Raw genomic sequence first — 20502 nt, forward strand, 5'->3', positions numbered from 1 at the left:
AACGAGACACCATGCCCCAATACCGTTCCCGCACCTCCACCCACGGCCGCAACATGGCGGGGGCCCGCGCACTCTGGCGCGCCACCGGCATGGGCGATGCGGATTTCGGCAAGCCGATCATCGCCATCGCCAATTCCTTCACCCAGTTCGTGCCCGGCCATGTGCACCTGAAGGATCTCGGCCAGCTCGTCGCCCGCGAGATCGAGGCCGCCGGCGGCGTGGCGAAGGAATTCAATACCATCGCCGTCGATGACGGGATCGCCATGGGCCATGGCGGGATGCTGTATTCGCTGCCCTCGCGCGAGCTGATCGCCGATGCCGTGGAATACATGGTCAATGCCCATTGCGCCGATGCGCTGGTCTGCATTTCCAACTGCGACAAGATCACGCCGGGCATGCTGATGGCGGCGATGCGGCTGAACATCCCGACCATCTTCGTCTCGGGCGGGCCGATGGAGGCGGGCAAATACATCGCCGATGGCGAGACCAAGGCGGCCGACCTGATCACCGCCATGGTCGTCGCCGCCGACCCGACCAAGACCGACGAGCAGGCGGCGGTGATGGAACGCTCCGCCTGCCCCACCTGCGGCTCGTGTTCGGGCATGTTCACCGCCAATTCGATGAACTGCCTGACCGAGGCGCTCGGCCTTGCCCTGCCGGGCAACGGCTCGCTGCTCGCCACCCATGCCGACCGCAAGCGGCTGTTCGTCGAGGCGGGATGGCAGATCGTCGATCTCGCGCGGCGCTATTACGAGCAGGACGACGAGGGCGTGCTGCCGCGGCAGATCGGCGGGTTCAAGGCGTTCGAGAACGCGATGTCGCTCGACATCGCGATGGGCGGATCGACCAACACGGTGCTGCATCTGCTGGCTGCGGCGCGCGAGGGCGAGCTGAACTTCACCATGGCGGACATCGACCGGCTCTCGCGCCGGGTGCCCAATCTCTGCAAGGTCTCGCCCTCGGTCAGCAATGTCCACATGGAGGATGTTCACCGCGCCGGCGGCATCATGGCCATTCTCGGCGCGCTCGACCGCGCCGGTCTGATCCATCGCGACTGCTCCACGGTGCATGAGAAGACGCTCGGCGAGGCGATCGACCGCTGGGACGTGATGCGCGGCGGCGAGACGGCAAAGACGCTCTACAGCGCGGCCCCCGGCGGGGTGCGGACGACCGAGGCGTTCAGCCAGAGCCGGCGCTACGAGAACCTCGATCTTAACCGCGAGAAGGGCGTCATCCGCGACGCCGAACATGCGTTCAGCAAGGATGGCGGGCTCGCGGTTCTGTATGGCAACATCGCGCTCGACGGCGCGATCGTGAAGACGGCGGGGGTCGATGCCTCGATCCTCGTCTTCGAGGGACCGGCACGGATCTTCGAGAGCCAGGAAGATGCGGTCGCCGGCATTCTCGGTGACAAGGTCAAGGCGGGCGACGTGGTGCTGATCCGCTACGAGGGGCCGAAAGGCGGGCCGGGAATGCAGGAAATGCTGTATCCGACCTCGTATCTGAAATCGAAGGGCCTCGGGAAATCCTGCGCGCTGATCACCGACGGGCGGTTCTCCGGCGGCACGGCGGGGCTTTCGATCGGGCATATCTCGCCGGAAGCGGCGCAGGGCGGAGCGATCGGCCTGGTCGAGGAGGGTGACATCATCGCCATCGACATCCCGAACCGCAAGCTCGACGTGAAGCTCGACGAGGCGACGCTCGAGGCGCGGCGCGCGGCGATGGAGGCAAAGGGCAAGGCGGCATGGCGCCCGGCGGCGCGCGAGCGCGTGGTTAGTGCCGCGCTGCAGGCCTATGCCGCGCTGACCACGAGTGCCGCCAACGGCGCGGTGCGCGACGTGACGCAGGTGCAGCGCGGGCGCTGACGACCATACGGATCAGGCGGCGGCTTCGGCTGCCGCCTGCGTGCGTCGGCGCGGGAGCAGCAGCAGGCAGGCCATGCCGGTGACCATCACCGAAGCTGCCATCCATAACGCGCCGTCGTAACTGCCGGTGAGTGCCGCGATATAGCCGGAGACGGCGGGCGCGATGATCTGCGCGGCGCCGAAGCTGATCGTCATCCGCGCCATCGCCTTCGACGGATTGCGCGGATAGAGCCGCCCGATGATCGTCAGCGTCATGCTGGTGACGCCGTTGAACGAACAGCCATAGAGTGCCGCGCCGAACAGCGAGAGTGCGACGCCGCGCGTGATCGCGCCGATCACGATGCTGAGCGTGAGCAGGGCGAAGGCGCCGAGCAGTGCCCTGATATCGCCCGTGCGGCGGGCAACGCGGTCCCAGAGCGGGGCGGTCGGGATCGCGCCGAGGCCGACCACGACCCAGACCAGATTCCCCATGCCGCGCAGCGCCGGCAGATGCGCCACCAGGGCGACGATGAAGGTGGCGCTGACGACATAGCCGACGCCGGCGCAGAAATAGGCGGCGACGAACAGCACCATCCAACGGGCGACGGGCGGCGTGTCCGCCAGGGCGGCGGGTCCGGCGGGATCGGCAGGTTTCGGCATCGGCATCCACGCCCAGGCGGGGATCAGGAAGACGATGCCGAACAGGCCGGAGGCAATCCACTCGCCCGCCCAGTCGAGCCGGCCGGCCATCGCCATCGGCAGCAGGCCGGAGACAACGATGCCAAGCCCGAGGCCGCCAAAGGGCACGCCGAGTTCGAGTCGCCTGCCATGATGGCGCAGCCAGGCAAGCATCAGCCCGGTGCCGAGCAGCAGCGCGCCCACCGCCGTCATCCCGGCGAAGAAGCGCAGCACCGCCCAGGCGACCAGGTTGGTGGTCAGGCCCATCGCCGCCGTGGTGATGACGGCGATGCCGAGCAGGGCGCGGTAGAACAGGAAGCGGGTGCGCAGGTCGCCGATCGCGGCGATCAGGAGGGTGCCGCTCATGTAGCCGGCATAATTTACCGTCGCGAGCCAGCCGCCGCCGGTGATGGAGAGATGCGCCTGCTCCTGCATCACCGGCAGGAGCGGCGTGTAGAGGAAACGGGCAAGGCCGACCGTAAGGACCATGCTGGCAATGCCCGCCGCCATGACTTTCGCGGCCTCGCGATCGGTAGCTGTCGTGGCGGCAGGGGAGTCGGCGATGGATGACATGGCAGGCCTCATGACTGACCTGCCATGCTTAACGGAACGGCGCCGTGACGCCAATCGCTCCAGCATCAGCCTAGATGGCTGACGCCGAACGTGAAAGCGTCAGCCTACGTGGCTGACGCCGGCGAGGTGTTCCATCCGCTCGGTATCGGCGCCAAGTTCGGCGGCGGAGCCGTCATAGGCGACCTCGCCGTCGGAAAGCACATAGGCCCGGTCTGCGAGTTGCAGGGCGAGATGCGCGTTCTGCTCGACCAGCAGGATCGACATACCCTCGTTTTTCATCCGCCCGATCGTGCGCATCACTTCCTGCACGATGACGGGGGCAAGCCCTTGGGAAGGCTCGTCGAGGATCAGGAACTTGGGGTTGAGCAGCAGCGCGCGAGCAATGGCGAGCATTTCCTGCTCGCCGCCGGAGAGTCGTCCGCCCTTGCTCGTCTTGCGTTCCTCAAGCCGCGGGAACAGCTTGTAGATGGTCTCGATGGTCCAGGGCCCCTTGGTCTCGGGGGGAACGAGCAGGTTCTCGTGGACCGTCATGTGCCCGAAAATCTTGCGACCCTCGGGAACATAGCCGACGCCGGCATTGGCGATGCGATGGGACGCCGCCTTAGTCACATCCTTGCCGAACAGCTTGATGTTGCCATCGCGCGGCGGGGTGAGGCCCATGACGCTGCGCATCGTGGTGGTCTTGCCGGCGCCGTTGCGGCCGAGCAGGGCGATCAGCTCGCCCTGGTTCACCTTCAGCGAAACGCCGTGCAGGATGTGGCTCTTGCCGTAATAGGTCTGCAGGCCCTCGGCTTCGAGAACGGCACTCATGCGGCGGTCTCCTCGATGGCGGTTCCAAGATAGGCGCTCTGGACGCGGGGATTGGCGGAGATTTCCGCCGCCGTGCCCTCGGCAAGGAAGGTGCCGTTGTCGAGCACGGTGATGCGGTCGGCGATGCCGAACACGATCGCCATGTCGTGCTCGACGAACAGCATGGTGATGCCCTGGTCCTTGTTGAGCCGGCGGATCAGGTCGGTCATGTGGTGGGTTTCTTCATCCCCCATGCCGGCGGTCGGCTCGTCGAGCAGCAACAGGCGCGGATGGCGCGACAGGGCGATGCCGATTTCCACCACGCGCTGGTCGCCATGCGACATCTCGCCGACGATGCGATCCGCCTTGTCGGCGATGCGGGTGACCTGAAGCAGTTCGTCCACCTTGTCATCGACCTTTGCGCGCGTCGCCCGCGAGATCCACGGGCGGAGCTGCAAGCCCATCGCCGTCTCCACCGCAACGCGGACATTCTCATAGACCGAGAGCGAGAGGAAAACCTGGGTGATCTGGAAGGTGCGGATGATGCCGCGGCGGACCAGGTCGTTCGGGCTGACCGCAGTAATCGGCTGGCCGTCAAAGATGATCTGCCCCTCGGTGGGCGGGAAGAAGCCGCTGATCAGGTTGAACAGCGTGGTCTTGCCCGCGCCGTTCGGCCCGATCACGGCGCGCAGTTCGCCCGGCTCGACCGCGAGCGAGATATCCTTGAGAGCCTGGAGCGCGCCGAACCGGCGGCCGACATGTTCGAGTTTCAGAAGGCTCACGACCGCCCCCTCCCCTTGATGAAGCCAAGCAGTCCCTGCGGGAAGAACAGCACCGACAGGACGAAGATCAGGCCGATATAGCTCATCCAGTTCTGCGTCACGCTCGACAGGTAGTCCTGCGCCACGATGTAGATCGCGGCGCCGAGAAACGGACCCCAATAGCTGCGCATGCCGCCCAGGACGCAGATCACGACGAAGGAGCCGGAAAGCTGCCATTGCAGGTCATCCGGCGAGGCGAAGGCCGTGAGCATCGCGTTCAGGCTGCCGGCCAGTGCGGTGATGAAGGCCGAAATCGCGAAGGCGACCCAGATCTGCTTGTCCACCGCAACGCCGAGGAAGCGCAGCCGCGTGGTGTTCTCGCGCGTCGCGACAAAAGCATGCCCCATCGGCGAGCGCAGGATCTGCCACACCACCAGCATGACAACGGCGAACAGCGCCAGCACCACGTAATAGAATCCCGCCGGGCCGAGCTTGACGGCTTGGCCACCGAGATGCAGCGGCACGCGGGAGAAGCCGGTAAGCCCGTCCTCGCCGCCGGTGATGGTGTTCCAGCGGACCGCCAGAAAGTAGAACATCTGGCCAAAGGCGATGGTGATCATCGAGAAATAGATGCCCTTGCGCTTCATCACCATCGGCCCGACCAGGATGCCGCCGATCCCGCCGAGCAGCGTGCCGGCGATCAGGGCGAGCGGCATCGAGGGGATCACGTGGATGATGAACAATCCGGTGCCGTAGGCGCCGAGGCCGAAATAGGCTGCATGGCCGAAGGACAGGCCGCCGGTGTAGCCGAGCAGCAGGTTCAGCCCGGTCGCGGCCATAGCGTAGATCAGCACGCGGGAGGCGAGATCGGTGAAGCCGCCGATGGCGGGCAGCCAGATCGGCACGAAGAGCAGGGCGAGCCAGATGATGGCCGCGGAAATCTCGCGGCCGCCGATCGAGGAGGCAGGCCGCGAGGGCGGCCTGGTTTCAAGTGCAGAACTCATTCGAAGAGACCTTCCTGCCCGAGCAGGCCACGGGGACGGATGACCAGGACCACCGCCATGATGACGTAAATGACGACTTCCTGCGCGACCGGAAAGAACGCCGCGGTAAGACCGGAGGCGATGCCGATGATCAGGCCACCGAGCACGCTGCCCATCAGGCTGCCGACACCGCCGACGATGATGGCGACGAAGGCAGGCATGATCAGCGAATCACCGATCGTGGGCGACAGGCCGAGCTGCCCGGCGGCGAGAATGCCGGCGACACCGGCCAGGAAAATGCCGATCCCGAAATTCGCAGCGCGCAGGAAGAAGATGTTCACACCGAGCGAGGAGATGGTTTCCAGATCGGCATTGCCGGCGCGTATCCGGATACCGATGCGGCTGAACCGCAACACCGCGAACAGCGCGCCGGTCACCAGGACGGTGATGGCGATGACGACGAGGCGGAAGCCGGTGAGGAAGAACAGCGACGAGCTGAGCGGCGAATTCAGATAGGCCGGCAGGGAGAAAGGCTGGCCGATCGATCCCCAGATCGTGCGGATCAGGTCTTCCATGATCATCGCCAGACCGAAGGTGAGCAGCAGCGAAAACAGCGGATCGCGCCCGTAGAGCGGGCGGATCAGGAAACGCTCGGTCGCCAGGCCGACCACGACCGCCAGCATCGGCGCCACGACCAGACCGCCCCAGAAGCCGATATAGGGCTCGAGCGTGAAGGCAAGATAGCCGCCAAGCGCCATGAAGGTGCCATGGGCGAAGTTGATGACGCCGTTCAGACCCAGAATCAACGACAGACCAAGCGCCATCAGCGCGTAGAAAATGCCGACAACCAAGCCGTTGAAGGCACTGTATAATAACAGAGATTCCACGGTTTCACTTCACATTTAGCGCCCGCGGGCGCGGCTTCAGACAAGTCGCATGGTCGCACCAGCGAACTGGCCCACGACTCGCGTCGTGGGCCAGAGAAAGCCACCATGCGGACGGAGTTTAGCTCGGGTAGGTTATCTTGCAGCCGGACGCGGCGGGCGAGAGCGCGATCGACTCGCTCGGGACCACATCGGCGACCTTGAACAGGTTCGGGTAGCTCGCGTCCTTGGGAACGTAGCCCGGGAACATGTTCGCCATCATCTGATGGTCCTCGGCGCGGTAATGCACCTTGCCCGGCTGCAGCGCGACTTCCGGCGGCAGTTCCATGCCCTCGAGAGCCTTGACCACTTTCAGCGAGTCGAGAGACTTCGCCTGGTTCGCGGCCATCGCGATGGCGTGGGCGGTCGAATAGCCAAACCAGGTTCGCGCCGTTGGCACCTTGCCGCCGCTTCGCTTCTTCACTTCCGTGACGAAATCGGCGACATGCGGAACGCCGGGCTGGTTCCAGTACCACTCGAAGGTCCACCAGCCGAGGAGAGCGGCCTTCGGCAGCGCCTGGAGCACTTCGATTTCCTGCAGCGCGCCAGCGATGGCGATCTGCTTGTCGAGACCGAACTGCACCGCCTGCTTCAGCAGGTTCACGAGGTCATCGCCCGCCTGCAGGCAGATCAGCACGTCCGGCTTCGCGGCGCGCGCACGAATCAGGTAGGAGGAGAAATCGGTGGTGCCGAGCGGCGCGAGCGCATGCCCCACGGCCTCGCCGCCCGCCTTCTTCAGCTGGACCATGTAGTCCTTGTAGAGGGCGTGACCGAACGCATAGTCGGGGACAACGAAGAACCACTTCTTGCCAAACTTCTTGAACAGGGTCTTGAAGTCGCCCGCGGTGAGCATCCAGGTGGTGGAGCAGGTGCGGAACGTGGTCCAGTGGCACTTGCTGCCGGTCACGTCGTCGGCGTGGCCGCCGGTGTCGACGAACAGCATCTCGTGCTGCAGGGCGAACTGGCTGAGCGATTCGGACGCGGCGGAGTTCACCGTGCCCATGAGGAAGTTGACCTTGTCCTCGGCGACGAGCTTCTGCGCCTTGCTGACGGCAGGCCCGGGGAGGCTGTTGTCATCCTCGACGATGAGCTGGACGGGCCGGCCGAGAATGCCGCCCTTCTTGTTGATCTCGTCGACCGCCATGGTGGCGCCGATGATTTCGTTGTGGCCAGCCGGTGCGTAGACACCGGTGCGCGGGTCGATCATGCCGATCTTGACCGGCTTTTCGCTGGCGCCCCAGGTGACCTGCGGCAGGACAAGACTGGACACGCCGGCGGCCGCGCCAGCCTTGAGCAGGCCGCGGCGGTTGAACGATGCAGAATTCACAAAATCCATTTGGATCATTTCCCCTTCCGTAATGTGGCCGCGCAAGGCGGCACACCGGCTCAGCGACACATGCGGCCCGTTTTCACTAACGAGACATTCTGACAACATTGTGATGCAGACGACCCAGTGACGACCGCACGTCACATTCCGGTTGTATCGTGCATACCTGATCTGTCAACCGCCGTAAGGTCGTAAAACGTCGCGACAAAAAGCTATTTTGAAACAAATGTCCAGTAGTGCGACTGTCGTCCTGCCCTTGCCGCCTTGGCTTCATAGCGTGTTGCCGGCCATCCTTCTGGCCGGGACATCGTTTTATTTAACAAAGAAAATGTAACATCGTTAGAAAAGACTTCATCGACCCATTGCTGATAGGTTGGATCGTCGCTGGCGATGCGCCAGATGCCGCCGGGACGGAGCACGCGGGCAACCTCGGCGAGAATTGCCGGGTGAACGAACCGGCGCTTGGCGTGGCGCGCCTTCGGCCAGGGATCCGGAAACATCAGGAACAGGCGCGAAACCGAACCCGCCGGCAGGCTGCGCAGCAGGGCGCGGGCATCGTCATCATGCACGCGCAGATTGTCCGGAATTATCGGCTCGGCGCCGTCAGGGGCGAGGCGCGAGAGCAGCGAGGCGATGCAATTGACGAACACCTCGCAGGCAACAAGGCCGATATCGGGATTCGCCGCGGCAATCGCTTCGGCATGTTCGAAGCCGCCGGCCCCCACTTCGATCCAGAGTTCCTTCGGCGCGTTCGAGAAATCCTGCCCCGGCCAGCGCAGACGCGGCAGCAGGGTCTCGATCAGCTCTTCCTGCCGTGCCCGCAGCGCGTGGCCGCGGGCACGGCCATAGAGCCGGTCGGGCGGCGGCTTGAGTGCCTTGCCGCCCGCCTCTTCGACAGTCTCCTCAGCGGCCAAACGCGGCCTTCAGCGCCGGCGCGAGGTCGGTCTTCTCCCAGGTGAACGTACCGAGCCGGTCATCCGGCTCGCGGCCGAAATGGCCGTAGGCGGAGGTCGGCACATAGATCGGCCGGTTGAGGTGCAGATGCTCGCGGATGCCGCGCGGGGTAAGGTTGACCAGTTCGCGCAGCGTGGCCTCCAGCTTCGCGTGATCAACGTCCCGCTCGGTGCCATGCATGTCGACATAGACCGAAAGCGGGTGGGATACGCCGATCGCGTAGCTGACCTGGATGGTGCAGCGGGTGGCGAGGCCGGCGGCGACCACGTTCTTGGCAAGGTAGCGGCACATATAGGCGGCCGAGCGGTCGACCTTTGTCGGGTCCTTGCCGGAGAAGGCGCCACCGCCATGCGGGGCCGCGCCGCCATACGTGTCGACGATGATCTTGCGCCCGGTCAGGCCGCAATCGCCGTCCGGCCCGCCGATGACGAACTTGCCGGTCGGGTTCACGTAAAACTGATCGTCCGGGCACATCCAGCCTTCGGGCAGCAGCTCGGTGACCAGCGGGCGGAGCATCGCCTTGATCTCGTCCTGGCTCATCCCGTCCTCGTGCTGGGTCGAGACCACGATCGAGGTGGTGCCCACCGGCTTGCCATCGGCATAGCGCAGTGTGACCTGGCTCTTGGCATCCGGCAGCAGGCCCGCGGCGCGGGCATCGCCGATCTTGCGCAGCTCGGTCATGCGGCGGAGGATCAGATGGGCATAATAGATCGGCGCCGGCATCAGCGCGTCGGTCTCGGAGCAGGCATAACCGAACATGATGCCCTGGTCGCCTGCGCCCTCGTCCTTGTTGCCGGCCGCATCGACGCCGACGGCGATATCGGCCGACTGCTCGTGCAGGAGCACGTCGATCTTCGCGTCGCGCCAGGAGAAGCCGTCCTGCTCGTAGCCGATGTCATGCACCGCAAGACGGGCGAGATGGGCGAGATATTCGCGCGTGATGGTCGAGGGGCCGCGGGTTTCGCCGGCGAGCACGATCCGGTTCGTCGTCACCAGCGTTTCGCAGGCAACGCGCGCATAGGGGTCGGCCGCCAGGAAGGCGTCGAGCACAGTGTCCGAAATCCGGTCGGCAACCTTGTCGGGGTGGCCCTCGGAGACCGATTCCGAGGTGAACAGGTAGTCACCTTTGTCGCGCATGGATTTCTCCTCTTGTCGCGAAGCGTCGTGCCCGGGCCGGGCGGCGGCGCCGGCGGAATGCCGGAGCGAAGCGGGGGATGACGCAATCCCGCCCGGGGGTCAAGACAAGGAGCCGCGCCGCTAGAGGCCGAGCAGGTCGCGCATGCCGTAGCGCCCCGGCGCGCGCCCGGCCAGCCAAAGCGCGGCGCGGACCGCCCCTTCGGCGAAAATCCGCCGGTCGAGCGCGTGATGGGTCAGCGTGATCTGCTCGACGGCGCTGGTGAAGATCGCACTATGGCTGCCGACGATCTGCCCGCCGCGCAGGGCGGCGAAGCCGATGGCACCAGTCTCGCGCGGGCCGGTATGGCCGTCGCGTCCGGAGTCCTTGACGGCGTCGAGATCAACTCCCCTGCCCCGCGCCACTGCGGCGCCGATCGCCAGCGCGGTGCCGGAGGGCGCATCGATCTTCTGGCGATGATGCATTTCGAGGATTTCGGCGTCGTGGGTCTCTGCGGCAAGCGCGGCGCCGAGGCGCTCGGCAAGCGCGATCACGAGGTTCACGCCCGGCGCGAAATTCGCCGCCTGGAAAACCGGGATTCGCGCCGCCGCGGCAGCAATGTCGGCCTCGGCGGCTGGATCGAAGCCGGTGGTGCCGAGCACCCAGGGCGTGCCACATGCGGCGAGGATGCTGGCATGGCGGCTGACCGTGGCGGCCAGGGTGAAGTCGATCACCACATCGCTTTCGCGTGCAAGTGCGTCGAGATCGCCATCGCGGCCGATGCCCCCGGCCAGCGTGGCGCCGGCCAACGGCACGGCCTCGGCGAGCAGCTTGCCCATCCGGCCGGTGATGCCGGCAATGCCGATCCGGGTCATGCTCACATCCCGCCCGGATAGGCCGGGCCGCCGGCGCCTTCGGGCACCACCCAGTTGATGTTCTGCGTCGGGTCCTTGATGTCGCAGGTCTTGCAGTGCACGCAGTTCTGCGCGTTGATCTGAAGCTTCGGATCGCCCGCCTCGGCGCCGACGATCTCATAGACGCCGGCCGGGCAGTAGCGCGTCTCCGGACTGCGATATTCGGCCCAGTTCACCGCGATTGCCTTCGCCGGATCGATCAGGGTGAGATGCGCGGGCTGGTTTTCCTCGTGATTGGTGTTCGACATGAACACCGAGCTCAGCCGGTCGAAGGTGAGCGCGCCGTCGGGCTTCGGATAGGCGATGGGCGCGGCGTTGCGAGCGGGTTTCAGCGTGGTGTTGTCGGCGTGGTTGCGCAGCGTCCAAGGCGACTTGCCACGGGTGACGTAGGTTTCGAAGGCGGCGTTGATCAGCCCGCCCCACATGCCGAATTTCGCGAAGCCGGGGCGGATGTTGCGCACCGCCTCAAGCTCGGGCCAGAGCCAGGAGGCGCGTACTTTCTCGGGGAAGGCGTCGAGAGTGGCGGGGCGGCTGCCGGCCAGCGCCTCGGCGATTGTCTCGGCGGCGAGCATGCCGGATTTCATCGCGGTATGTGTGCCCTTGATCTTGGGCACGTTGAGGAAGCCCGCCTCGCAGCCGACCAGCACGCCGCCGGGAAAGGCGAGCTTGGGGATCGACTGGACACCGCCCTCGTTCAGCGCCCGCGCGCCGTAGGCGATGCGCTTCGCACCCTCGAAATACGGGCGGATCGCCTTGTGGGTCTTGAAGCGCTGCATTTCCTCGAACGGCGAGAGGTAGGGGTTCTCGTAATCGAGCCCGACCACGAAACCATAGGCCATCAGGTTGCCGCCCAGATGGTAGAGGAACGAGCCGCCATAGGTTTTCATATCGAGCGGCCAGCCGATCGTATGCATGACCATGCCGGGATTGTGGTGCTCCGCCGGCACTTCCCAGAGTTCCTTGATGCCGATGCCATAGGTCTGCGGATCGATCCCGTCGCGCAGGCCGAAGCGGGACATCAGCTGCTTGCCGAGCGAACCGCGGCACCCCTCGGCGAATACAGTATATAGTGCGCGCAGTTCCATCCCCCGCTGGTATTGCGCGGTCGGCTGGCCGTCCTTGCCGATTCCCATGTCGCCGGTGGCGATGCCGACGACGCGGCCATCCTCGACCAGCAGTTCCGCCGCGGCGAAGCCGGGATAGATCTCGACGCCGAGCTCCTCAGCCTTCGCGCCAAGGAAGCGGACGACATTGCCGAGACTGACAACGAAATTGCCGTGATTGTTCATCTGCGGCGGCGTCGGCATGCGGTGGCTGCCGGATTCGGTGAGGAACAGGAAACGATCCTCGCCCGCCTTCGCCGAGAACTCGATCGCGCCGATATCGGCATCGGGCAGGAGTTCCGCCATGGCGCGCGGCTCCAGCACGCAGCCGGAGAGGATATGCGCGCCCACCTCGCCGCCTTTTTCAACGACGCAGACCGATATCTCCGGATCGAGCTGTTTGAGCCGGATCGCCGCCGAAAGGCCGGCCGGGCCGGCGCCGACCACGACGACGTCGAATTCCATTGATTCCCGGGGCGGCACTTCGTCTGACATGTGAGTTCTCCTGCGCTTCGATTAACGTATAGGGAAGCGCGGGGCATTGCGCAAAGCCCGGCCTCGGGCGCAAATCGGGTGATGGACGCACAGGGCGGAAACATGACGGGAGATACGCGCGCCGCATTGCTCGCGGCGCTCGCGCTGCAGGCGGAATGGGGGGCGGACGAGGCGTTGCTGGAAACCCCGGCCGACCACGCCGCCGCACCGCCGCGCCGCCGGGACATGCCCGCAGCCGCACCGCGCACGATCGCGCCATCTGCAACATCCCTCCCCCCTGCCCCGCCGGGCGGCGATCAGAATGCCGATCAGAATTCCGATCCTGGAGCCGATCCCAGCGCCGCGACCACGCTCGCCGCGCTGCGCGACGCGCTCGAACGCTTCGATCACTGCGCGCTCAAACGCACGGCAACCCAGCTCGTTTTCGCCGACGGCGCCGCGGATGCGCGGATCATGTTCATCGGCGAGGCGCCTGGCGCCGAGGAGGATCGCATCGGCCGGCCGTTCGTCGGCCCTGCGGGCCAGTTGCTTGACCGGATGATGGAAAGCATCGGCCTCGACCGGGGCAAGGTGCGGATCGTCAACGTCGTGCCCTGGCGACCGCCGGGAAACCGGACGCCATCCGATACGGAAATCTCCCAGTGTCTGCCGTTCCTGCACCGGCATATCGCGCTCGTGCGCCCGGCGCGCCTGGTCCTGCTCGGCGCCGTGGCCGTGCGCGCGCTGATCGGCGGCAAGGACGGGATTACCCGGCTGCGCGGCAAATGGCGCGAGATCGAGATCCCCGGGATGGAGGGCGGATTGCGTGTCCTGCCGACCTATCATCCCGCGTTCCTGCTGCGGCAACCGGATGCGAAGCGGCTGGCCTGGACAGATCTGCTCGAATTGCGGCGCGAATGTGTTGAGTCATGCGCCTACGACGATTCAAACATGATATTTTCGCAGTCAATCACGAAAAGTTGAAATCCAGAGCGCAACGAAACCCCAGCAATTCTGGGACTTTGCGTTTTTTTTGAGATTCTCAACCTCTCGGAGAGCTTGCCCAGCCGCTAAGTTGGGTTGTAGCCAAACGGTCATGCGAGGAGCCGTTAAAAAGCTCTCCCGCCTAAGCGTCGCCCGGGCGTGTATCGTCACCGCGGCGCTGTCCACCGGAATAACCGCCGCTCACGCGGCGCCGGCTGGGCACAGGGGGCCTTCGACCGACATGCAGGGTGCCGCAGCGCACCCGGAATCAGTAGCCTATGCGATCCCGCGATCGGCGCCGGCAAATGGCGACGAGGTGGTGCTCGCCCGTCCGCTGGCGCCGAGCGATGTTGCGCTGTACCGGCGCATCTTCGCCGACCAGGCGGCCGGCAGGATGGCGGAAGCGGCAGCACTCATCCAGCGCCTGGGCGACAAGGTGTTGATGGGGCAGGTGCTGGCGCAGCGCTATCTCGGACCGCATCATCATTCGACGCCGCCGGAACTCGAAGCCTGGCTGCGGAAATATGGCGGCCAGCCGGGCACCGGGCGGATCAGGAGCCTGCTCGCCTCACGGCTGCCGCGCGGCGCAACGATACCGGCGGCAGATGTCCGATATCTGCCTGAGCCGGGCCTCGCGGCAAGCGGCGCGGCGACCCCGCCGCAGGGCGGCAGGCACCTGCCCGCACGACTGGCCGATCTGGTCCGGCGGCTGAGCAGCGCGGGGCAGACCAGCCGCGCCATCGACCTGATCCGGAATGACAATCACGTTTCTCCCGAGACGGGCGCTGCGTTGCGGGCGATCGTCGCGCGGCACCTTTTCGAGCGTGGGGCCAATGCACAGGCCCTGGAGATCGCCGCTGACGCCGCGAAGGAAGGCGGAAATCACGTCTGGGCACCGGATTTCATCGCCGGACTGGCCGCCTGGCAACTGAACCGGCTCGCCGAGGCCAGAACCCATTTCGAACAGGCTGCCGACGCCGTGAAGGCGAATCCGGAGGAACACGCCGCCGGCGCCTTCTGGGCCGCGCGCGCCGCATTGCGGCTTGGCCAGCCTGATGCCTACATCGCCAGCCTTGGCAAGGCCGCGAACAACCAGGGCACGTTCTACGGCATGCTCGCGGGACGGCTTCTGGGCCGCGAACTCGGTCTGGCCAGCCTGACCGCCAGCCTGTCGGAAGCGGATGTCGAGGCGGTAGCCGCGCAGCCCGAGGGCTCGCTGGCCTTCGCGCTGCTGCAGGTCGGCCGTACCGCCGATGCCGCCCTCGCCCTGCGCAGCCTCTGGCCGCAAATCAAGGCTGATCCCAATCTGGGTCGGGCCGTGCTGCGCGTCGCGGCGCGGGCGGGACTGGTCGATGTCGCCGTAACCCTGGTGCGGACCCTGCCCGGCAACGAGATTGCGGGTGTCACCTTGCCCTTGCCGGCGCTGCACCCCGCGGGTGGTTTCAGGGTCGACCCCGCCCTGGTCTACGCGCTGGCGCGCACTGAATCCGGCTTCAATCCTCGTGCCGTGTCCTCGGTCGGCGCGCGCGGGCTGATGCAGCTGATGCCGGCAACCGCGAGAGCGATGGCGCAGCGCTACGACATCGCCGGCAACCTGGAGAGCCCGGCAGCCAATCTGGCGCTCGGCCAATCCTATCTGCAATATCTCGGCGCCCAGCCTGACGTGAACGGCGATTTGCTGCGCATTCTGGCCAGCTACAATGCCGGGCCGGTGGCCGCCACGAAATGGGCACGAACGATCAGGGATGGCGGCGATCCTCTGATCTTCGTCGAATCGATCCCGAACGCCACCACGCGCCGGTTCGTGCGGCAGGTTCTGACCGACAGCTGGATCTATGGCGAGCAGATCGGCAACGTACCCGCAAGCCTGACGGCGCTGGCCGAGGGGCACGTTCCCCGGTTGCAGGATGCCATGGCGGCAATCGCTGAACGTTGAACCGGACGCGCAAAACGGCCTTGTAAGGCTTCATTAAGCTTCTCCCGATAGGTTACGGTCATGGATCAGAACATGACCGCAGCCGCCGACGGTCCGGAAGCGCTTTTCGCGGCCGGGCTCTCCGCCCATGGCAATGGCGATTATTCCGCGGCGGCACGGTGCTTCACCGGTGTGCTCGAAGCCATGCCCGGTTTTCCTGCAGCACTGGCGAACCGGGCCCTCTCGCTATGGTCGCTCGGGGCGCTCGATGATGCCGAGCGGGATGCGGTCGCGGCCTGCACTGCCATGCCCGGTCTTGCCGAAGGGTGGATGGTCGCTGGCGCGATCAGGATCGAGCGCGGGGATTCCGCCGGCGCCATCGCCGCCTATTCCGAGGCGACAAGGCTGCGACAGGATTTCGCGCCGGCGCAGGCCGGGCTCGCTGCGGCCTATCTCGCCCATGCCGACAACGCTGCGGCGACACGACACGCAGCGCTTGCGCTGATTCTCGATTCGACGTGCAACCATGCACGGTTCACCCTTGGCTCCGCCCTTTCAGCGCTGGGCAAGACCGACACCGCGATCAGCCTGTTCACCCAGGTTCTGGCCGCCGAACCGCGCCACGCCGGGGCACTGCTCAACCGCGGCAACGCGCTTGTCGGGCTCGACCGCATCGAGCAGGCCGAGGCGGATTTGCGCGCAGCACTCGCCATCGATCCCAACCTGCGGGAGGCCCTGGCAAGTCTTGCCGTGCAGCGGACGATCCAAGGTGATACCGCGGAAGCGATAGCGCTGTGCGACCGCGCCATCGCGCTCGACCCGGATTTTGCCGTCGCGCAATGGAATCGCGGCGTCGCGGCCTTGCTGGCAGGCGATTTTGCCACCGGGTTTGAAGCCTATGAGTGGCGCAAGCGCCATCCGATCTACGGCCCGCATTTCGACCACCTGCCCGCCCCGGTATGGACCGGCGACGATCTGGCAGGCCGTCATCTGCTGGTTCGCGCCGAGCAGGGGCTGGGCGACACCATCATGTTCGCGCGGTTCCTGCCTCGTCTGATCGCCGAGGCACGACGCGTGACGCTCGCATGCCAGGCCACGCTGTTCCCGCTCTTCGCGGGGCTCGGAGTCGGGCTTTGCCGGCTGGAAGATCCAGCGCCCGCGGACGTTGATTGCGCGATCGACCAGATGAGCCTGCCGCATGTGCTGCGGCTGACGCCGGAGACGATTCCGGCAGCGGGCGGCTATCTCGCCGCACCACCCGCAGCAGTGGAGCGGTTTGCCGATCTTGCGCGCCCTGCCGGCACGCGGCTGTTTGGTCTGGTCTGGGCGGGCAATCCGGGACACAACAACGATCGTCGGCGCTCGCTGCCGACGGGCGTATTGGCGCCGCTGATCGAAAGCCCGGGTCTCCGGTTCATCGCCCTTCAGCTCGGCGCACGACAGGGCGAATACGACGTGCCAAGCATGGCGGGCGAGATGGACGATTTCGGTGCGACGGCCGGAATCCTGCACCATCTCGACGGGCTGGTAACGGTCGATACCTCGGTTGCCCATCTTGCCGGGGCCATGGGCAAACCTTGCCATGTGCTCCTCTCAGCCTCGTGCGACTGGCGCTGGCTGCTCGGCCGATCCGACACGCCGTGGTACAGCTCGATCAGGCTGCATCGGCAGCAAACGCTTGGGGATTGGTCCAGGCCGATCGACGCGGTGCTGGCCGCCCTTCGCGGCTGATCCGCCGGCCACTCGCCCCGCCACGGCGCGCGACCGGCGCCGCTGCCGGTCCGGGATATCCGATCCTGCAAAAATTCGTGAGCGATCCGGCAACCGGGTCTTTCGGCGCGACCGGGCATATCCATTTGAGAGCATGAGGGTGCCACGACCATCACGAAGGGAGAGGTGCACAAGCATGCAAACCCGGAAAACCCTGGTCGCTTCATCGCTCTTGGGCCTGTCATGCCTCGCATTGACCGGATGCGCCGGTCCCCGGCTCGCGAGGAAGATGCAGGACTTCATCGGCAAGCCGGAAACGGCCCTGGTCAGAGCCCTCGGTGTGCCCGACCGGCGCAGCGTGAACGGCGACGTTGTCCACGATCAGTACAGGCACACAATCACCTATTCAGTGCCGGGCTGGACCGGCGGACCCGCTTTCGTGGATCAGCGGCCGGCAATTGGCGGCATCCCGCCAACCGTTCCGCCACAGACCTACAAAAATACCTGTGTGATCAATTTCCGCATCGTCCACGGTCTCGTGCAGTCTTACCGCGCGACCGGTTCCGTCTGTTAGAGCATCATCCGATCGGATGGGGTCGTCTGACCGGGTAAGGCGGCCGCCCGAAGATCGGCAGGCCGCGTACCGTCATGGAATCATGACGTAAGCGATGATCAATCCGGTAATTAAATATCAAACATTTTATGTAAAGAGTTATAATCATCATGCTCGGGATCATCCCCCATACCATCGACCAGTATCTCAAACGCCGCGTAACGGCGGAGACACGAATGGCGATCCTGCTGCGGGCGGGCTTTCAGAGCGAGCAGCAATTCCGTCTCGATACCGAATATGACGATGCGGAATGCTGCGCGCTGGTCGCCGCAATCGCCGACATAACCGGCTGCGATACAGAGACGGCGTTCGACGAGATCGCCGACTTCTTCCTCGACTGGGCGGAACAGACTTTCCCCGGCTTCTTCGCCGTGGCACCGGACACACGGAACTTCCTGATGTTGCAGCCGGACATCCATAGCAGCCTGGCCTGCGGACTGCGCTCTAACGAACAGCGGAAGGTGGCCGAGAAATTCAGGGCCGTGGCGTTGCCGGACGGGATCCGGATGCATTACCGATCTTCGAACCGGCTGGCTTATTTCTACTGTTCCCTCGCCCGCAATCTTGCCGCGCGCCGGGGCGAGGTTGCCGAGATCAGCTTCATCGAAGGCAGTACCGCCTCAAGCACGTCCGTCATCGAGGTGAGGCTCAAACCGAAACAGGCGACCGGTATCGCATGAACATCGCAGGCGGCGGAGACCCTGTCGATCGTCAGGCGATCGAGGCGCTCTGCCAGGCAATGTGCGGCGTCATCACCGGGGATCTGTCGTTGCGACTCCGCACCGAAAGTACGGACCTGACGGTCCAGAAACTGTCCTTGCTGACGAATTTTATGCTCGAAACCGCTCAGCGTGCGGTGGAACGCAGCAAGGATAATGCCGACGCGCTCGACAATGTGCAGCGTGTTGCAAAGCTCGAGGCCTGGCGGATGACGCTTCCCGCGGGCGAGATTGTGCCGATCGGTCAGGTTCGTGGCCTGCCGGAACATGAGGGCGAGACGCTGCGCGGAATCGAATGGTTTCTCGGCAGGGTGGATAGCGACTACCACGAAGCGGTGGCCAAGCTTTTCGGCGGATCGGGCGGTGCGGTCGAATGGCCAGGCAGTGCAGCGGGAACATGGTTCTGCACCGAAGTCACGGCCGTGAGCGAAGATGACGAGGGGAGCGGCTACCTCGTAATTACCAAGGACATCTCCGAGAGCCGGCGTGCTGCCGAACAGATTCGCTATCTTGTCGAACACGACCCGCTGACGGGCCTTGCCAATCGCCGGCGGCTGATCTCGTATCTTGACACGACGCTCGCTGCTGCCCGTGTGGAGACGTTGAAATTCGCGGTCCACGTGATCGATATCGACCGTTTCAAGACGGTGAATGATCTCTACGGGCATACCACCGGCGACAAGTTGCTGATTGATCTCGCGGCCTGCCTGCGCGGGGAAGTGCGCGAAAACGACGTGATCGCGCGGAGCGGCGGCGATGAGTTCGTTGTCGTGCAAAACGGCATCACCAGTGCGGGGGATGCCAGTCGCCTGGCCGAGCGACTGATCGGCGCGGTCAGTGCAAGGCTCTCCACGAGCGAGGTGCCTGCCGTCTCGACGACCGTGTCGATCGGCATCGCCCTGGCGCCTGATGATGGGGAGACCGCCGAAGCCCTTCTCTCACACGCTGATATGGCACTCTACCAGGTTAAATCGGCCAGCCGAAACGGGTTTGCATTCTTCAACACCCAGATCAACGACGCCCAGCTCGCCCTCCGCAGGATGGAAGCGGATTTGCGTGGCGCCTGCGACCGGAATGAAATCTCGGTGCAGTATCAACCACAGCTCGACATCGCCTCTGGCAGTATTGTCGGCTTCGAGGCGCTGGCGCGCTGGCGGCGGAACGAGAAGGACGTGTCGCCGGCAGCGTTCATTCCCGTCGCCGAAGAAACCGGATCGATCATCGAGATCGGCAGTTTCGTGCTGCGGGAGGCATGCCGCGAAGCCGCGGGATGGCGCGCTCCGCTGCGCGTTGCGGTCAATATATCGGTTGTCCAGATCCAGCACGGCCAGTTGCCGGAACTGGTCGCCGCGGTGCTTGCCGAAACCGGGCTGGCCCCCGCGCGGCTCGAACTCGAAGTCACCGAATCCCTGCTGCTCGCCGATGCCCGCGCCGCGACCGACGTCCTGGCCCGCATCAGGGCTCTGGGGGTAACGATATCGCTGGATGATTTCGGAACGGGATATTCATCGCTGGCAACGCTTCGAATGTTCCCCTTCGACAAGATCAAGCTCGATCGTTCTTTCGTGTCCGATCTTGGCCGCGTGGATGAGGCGGAGGCGATCGTGCTGGCGGTCTTGGGACTTGGCCGGGCACTCGATTTGTCGGTTGTTGCCGAGGGTGTGGAAACTCCGGCGCAAGCGGAGATGCTCCGCACGGCAGGCTGCGCACTGTTGCAGGGCTATCTGATCGGCCGCCCTGCGCCCATGGCACAGTTCGATGAAATCGTAGGTCTCAACGCGTGCTTATCGCCGAGCATGGAGAGCCCGCTGCAAATCGGCTGAAAGATCACCCGATCAGGCAAGATCGGCAAGTGCTCTATCATACCGACAATTTGAGCATCAGCCTATGAGTGGTCTGAACCGCGCCGGGAATCCCGGAGGCCATTTTGTTTGACTGAGGCGACCATAGCCAGCTCGTTCAGTTGTTCATAGTATCTCGCCTCGGCCTCAGCGGGTGGAATATTGCCAATGGGCTCGAGGAGGCGGCGGTTGTTGAACCAGTCCACCCATTCGAGTGTGGCGAATTCCACTGCTTCTGCATTCCGCCAAGGGCCACGAGGGTGGATGACCTCGGCCTTGAACA

General features: G+C 65.2%; 17 protein-coding genes and 1 pseudogene. 7 read left to right on the forward strand and 11 right to left on the reverse strand.

What is annotated here, in order from left to right; genetic code table 11:
• Nucleotides 1–11 precede the first annotated feature (11 nt).
• Nucleotides 12–1865 carry a dihydroxy-acid dehydratase gene (gene ilvD, locus B7Z76_RS07200; RefSeq protein WP_291343023.1) on the forward strand — a complete coding sequence of 618 codons (1854 nt, stop codon included), beginning with the start codon at nt 12–14 and terminating at the stop codon, nt 1863–1865.
• A 12-nt stretch (nt 1866–1877) separates the two neighbouring features.
• On the opposite strand, the gene B7Z76_RS07205 is transcribed toward ilvD, so the two are convergent.
• The 10 genes from B7Z76_RS07205 to B7Z76_RS07250 all read right to left on the reverse strand — a co-directional run bounded on the left by B7Z76_RS07205 (nt 1878) and on the right by B7Z76_RS07250 (nt 12458).
• Nucleotides 1878–3095 carry a YbfB/YjiJ family MFS transporter gene (locus B7Z76_RS07205; protein ID WP_174502171.1) on the reverse strand — a complete coding sequence of 406 codons (1218 nt, stop codon included), beginning with the start codon at nt 3093–3095 and terminating at the stop codon, nt 1878–1880.
• A gap of 99 nt (nt 3096–3194) precedes the next feature.
• Entirely contained in the window at nt 3195–3905 is a 711-nt protein-coding gene (locus B7Z76_RS07210; protein ID WP_174502170.1) for an ABC transporter ATP-binding protein, read from the reverse strand.
• Complete coding sequence (locus B7Z76_RS07215; RefSeq protein WP_174502169.1) at nt 3902–4666, reverse strand: ABC transporter ATP-binding protein; 765 nt, start codon at nt 4664–4666, stop codon at nt 3902–3904. The genes B7Z76_RS07210 and B7Z76_RS07215 overlap by 4 nt, the downstream gene beginning before the upstream one ends.
• On the reverse strand, nt 4663–5649 hold the full coding sequence (locus tag B7Z76_RS07220) for a branched-chain amino acid ABC transporter permease (protein ID WP_174502168.1): 987 nt from the start codon (nt 5647–5649) through the stop codon (nt 4663–4665). Before B7Z76_RS07220 ends, B7Z76_RS07215 begins: the two co-directional genes overlap by 4 nt.
• Nucleotides 5646–6479, reverse strand: coding sequence for a branched-chain amino acid ABC transporter permease (locus B7Z76_RS07225; RefSeq protein ID WP_236656184.1), 834 nt, complete (start codon nt 6477–6479; stop codon nt 5646–5648). Before B7Z76_RS07225 ends, B7Z76_RS07220 begins: the two co-directional genes overlap by 4 nt.
• A 154-nt stretch (nt 6480–6633) precedes the next feature.
• Complete coding sequence (locus tag B7Z76_RS07230; RefSeq protein ID WP_236656182.1) at nt 6634–7896, reverse strand: ABC transporter substrate-binding protein; 1263 nt, start codon at nt 7894–7896, stop codon at nt 6634–6636.
• Between the two features lie 194 nt (nt 7897–8090).
• Nucleotides 8091–8792: a tRNA (guanosine(46)-N(7))-methyltransferase TrmB gene (locus B7Z76_RS07235; protein ID WP_174502166.1), complete on the reverse strand. Its 702-nt coding sequence runs from the start codon at nt 8790–8792 to the stop codon at nt 8091–8093.
• Entirely contained in the window at nt 8782–9969 is a 1188-nt protein-coding gene (gene metK / locus B7Z76_RS07240; protein WP_174502165.1) for a methionine adenosyltransferase, read from the reverse strand. The genes B7Z76_RS07235 and metK overlap by 11 nt, the downstream gene beginning before the upstream one ends.
• Nucleotides 9970–10089: 120 nt before the next feature.
• Entirely contained in the window at nt 10090–10821 is a 732-nt protein-coding gene (dapB, locus tag B7Z76_RS07245) for a 4-hydroxy-tetrahydrodipicolinate reductase (RefSeq protein WP_291343030.1), read from the reverse strand.
• A 2-nt stretch (nt 10822–10823) separates the two neighbouring features.
• Nucleotides 10824–12458 (reverse strand): electron transfer flavoprotein-ubiquinone oxidoreductase, encoded by a 1635-nt coding sequence (locus B7Z76_RS07250; RefSeq protein ID WP_174502163.1) that lies wholly within the window; start codon nt 12456–12458, stop codon nt 10824–10826.
• 81 nt (nt 12459–12539) lie between these two features.
• Here B7Z76_RS07250 and B7Z76_RS07255 point away from each other — a divergent pair, with 81 nt between their 5' ends.
• The 6 genes from B7Z76_RS07255 (at nt 12540) to B7Z76_RS07280 (ending at nt 20201) form a co-directional block, all read left to right on the forward strand.
• Nucleotides 12540–13421: a uracil-DNA glycosylase family protein gene (locus B7Z76_RS07255; protein ID WP_291343033.1), complete on the forward strand. Its 882-nt coding sequence runs from the start codon at nt 12540–12542 to the stop codon at nt 13419–13421.
• A 241-nt stretch (nt 13422–13662) separates the two neighbouring features.
• A complete protein-coding gene (locus tag B7Z76_RS07260) occupies nt 13663–15357 on the forward strand; it encodes a lytic transglycosylase domain-containing protein (protein WP_291343035.1) in 1695 nt (564 codons plus the stop codon).
• 72 nt (nt 15358–15429) lie between these two features.
• Nucleotides 15430–17067: a tetratricopeptide repeat protein gene (locus B7Z76_RS07265; RefSeq protein WP_291343036.1), complete on the forward strand. Its 1638-nt coding sequence runs from the start codon at nt 15430–15432 to the stop codon at nt 17065–17067.
• A 268-nt stretch (nt 17068–17335) separates the two neighbouring features.
• The gene (locus B7Z76_RS07270) at nt 17336–17620 is read left to right on the forward strand and encodes a hypothetical protein (RefSeq protein ID WP_236656179.1); all 285 of its coding nucleotides are present in this window, start codon (nt 17336–17338) and stop codon (nt 17618–17620) included.
• A 149-nt stretch (nt 17621–17769) separates the two neighbouring features.
• The gene (locus tag B7Z76_RS07275; protein WP_291343039.1) at nt 17770–18339 is read left to right on the forward strand and encodes a heme NO-binding domain-containing protein; all 570 of its coding nucleotides are present in this window, start codon (nt 17770–17772) and stop codon (nt 18337–18339) included.
• Complete coding sequence (locus B7Z76_RS07280; protein WP_291343041.1) at nt 18336–20201, forward strand: bifunctional diguanylate cyclase/phosphodiesterase; 1866 nt, start codon at nt 18336–18338, stop codon at nt 20199–20201. Before B7Z76_RS07275 ends, B7Z76_RS07280 begins: the two co-directional genes overlap by 4 nt.
• Nucleotides 20202–20263: 62 nt before the next feature.
• Here B7Z76_RS07280 and B7Z76_RS07285 read toward each other — a convergent pair.
• Nucleotides 20264–20502 (reverse strand): annotated as a pseudogene (locus tag B7Z76_RS07285) (hypothetical protein); the annotation flags it as partial.

The organism is Acidiphilium sp. 20-67-58 (genome assembly GCF_002255515.1).
Classification (GTDB): Bacteria; Pseudomonadota; Alphaproteobacteria; order Acetobacterales; family Acetobacteraceae; genus Acidiphilium.

Bases quoted from the DNA above. Each gene is read 5' to 3' on its own strand.
- ilvD (WP_291343023.1), top strand. From the start codon at position 12: ATGCCCCAATACCGTTCCCGCACCTCCACCCACGGCCGCAACATGGCG.
- B7Z76_RS07205 (WP_174502171.1), bottom strand. From the start codon at position 3,095: ATGTCATCCATCGCCGACTCCCCTGCCGCCACGACAGCTACCGATCGC.
- B7Z76_RS07210 (WP_174502170.1), bottom strand. From the start codon at position 3,905: ATGAGTGCCGTTCTCGAAGCCGAGGGCCTGCAGACCTATTACGGCAAG.
- B7Z76_RS07220 (WP_174502168.1), bottom strand. From the start codon at position 5,649: ATGAGTTCTGCACTTGAAACCAGGCCGCCCTCGCGGCCTGCCTCCTCG.
- B7Z76_RS07230 (WP_236656182.1), bottom strand. From the start codon at position 7,896: ATGATCCAAATGGATTTTGTGAATTCTGCATCGTTCAACCGCCGCGGC.
- metK (WP_174502165.1), bottom strand. From the start codon at position 9,969: ATGCGCGACAAAGGTGACTACCTGTTCACCTCGGAATCGGTCTCCGAG.
- dapB (WP_291343030.1), bottom strand. From the start codon at position 10,821: ATGACCCGGATCGGCATTGCCGGCATCACCGGCCGGATGGGCAAGCTG.
- B7Z76_RS07250 (WP_174502163.1), bottom strand. From the start codon at position 12,458: ATGTCAGACGAAGTGCCGCCCCGGGAATCAATGGAATTCGACGTCGTC.
- B7Z76_RS07255 (WP_291343033.1), top strand. From the start codon at position 12,540: ATGGACGCACAGGGCGGAAACATGACGGGAGATACGCGCGCCGCATTG.
- B7Z76_RS07260 (WP_291343035.1), top strand. From the start codon at position 13,663: ATGCAGGGTGCCGCAGCGCACCCGGAATCAGTAGCCTATGCGATCCCG.
- B7Z76_RS07265 (WP_291343036.1), top strand. From the start codon at position 15,430: ATGACCGCAGCCGCCGACGGTCCGGAAGCGCTTTTCGCGGCCGGGCTC.
- B7Z76_RS07270 (WP_236656179.1), top strand. From the start codon at position 17,336: ATGCAGGACTTCATCGGCAAGCCGGAAACGGCCCTGGTCAGAGCCCTC.
- B7Z76_RS07275 (WP_291343039.1), top strand. From the start codon at position 17,770: ATGCTCGGGATCATCCCCCATACCATCGACCAGTATCTCAAACGCCGC.
- B7Z76_RS07280 (WP_291343041.1), top strand. From the start codon at position 18,336: ATGAACATCGCAGGCGGCGGAGACCCTGTCGATCGTCAGGCGATCGAG.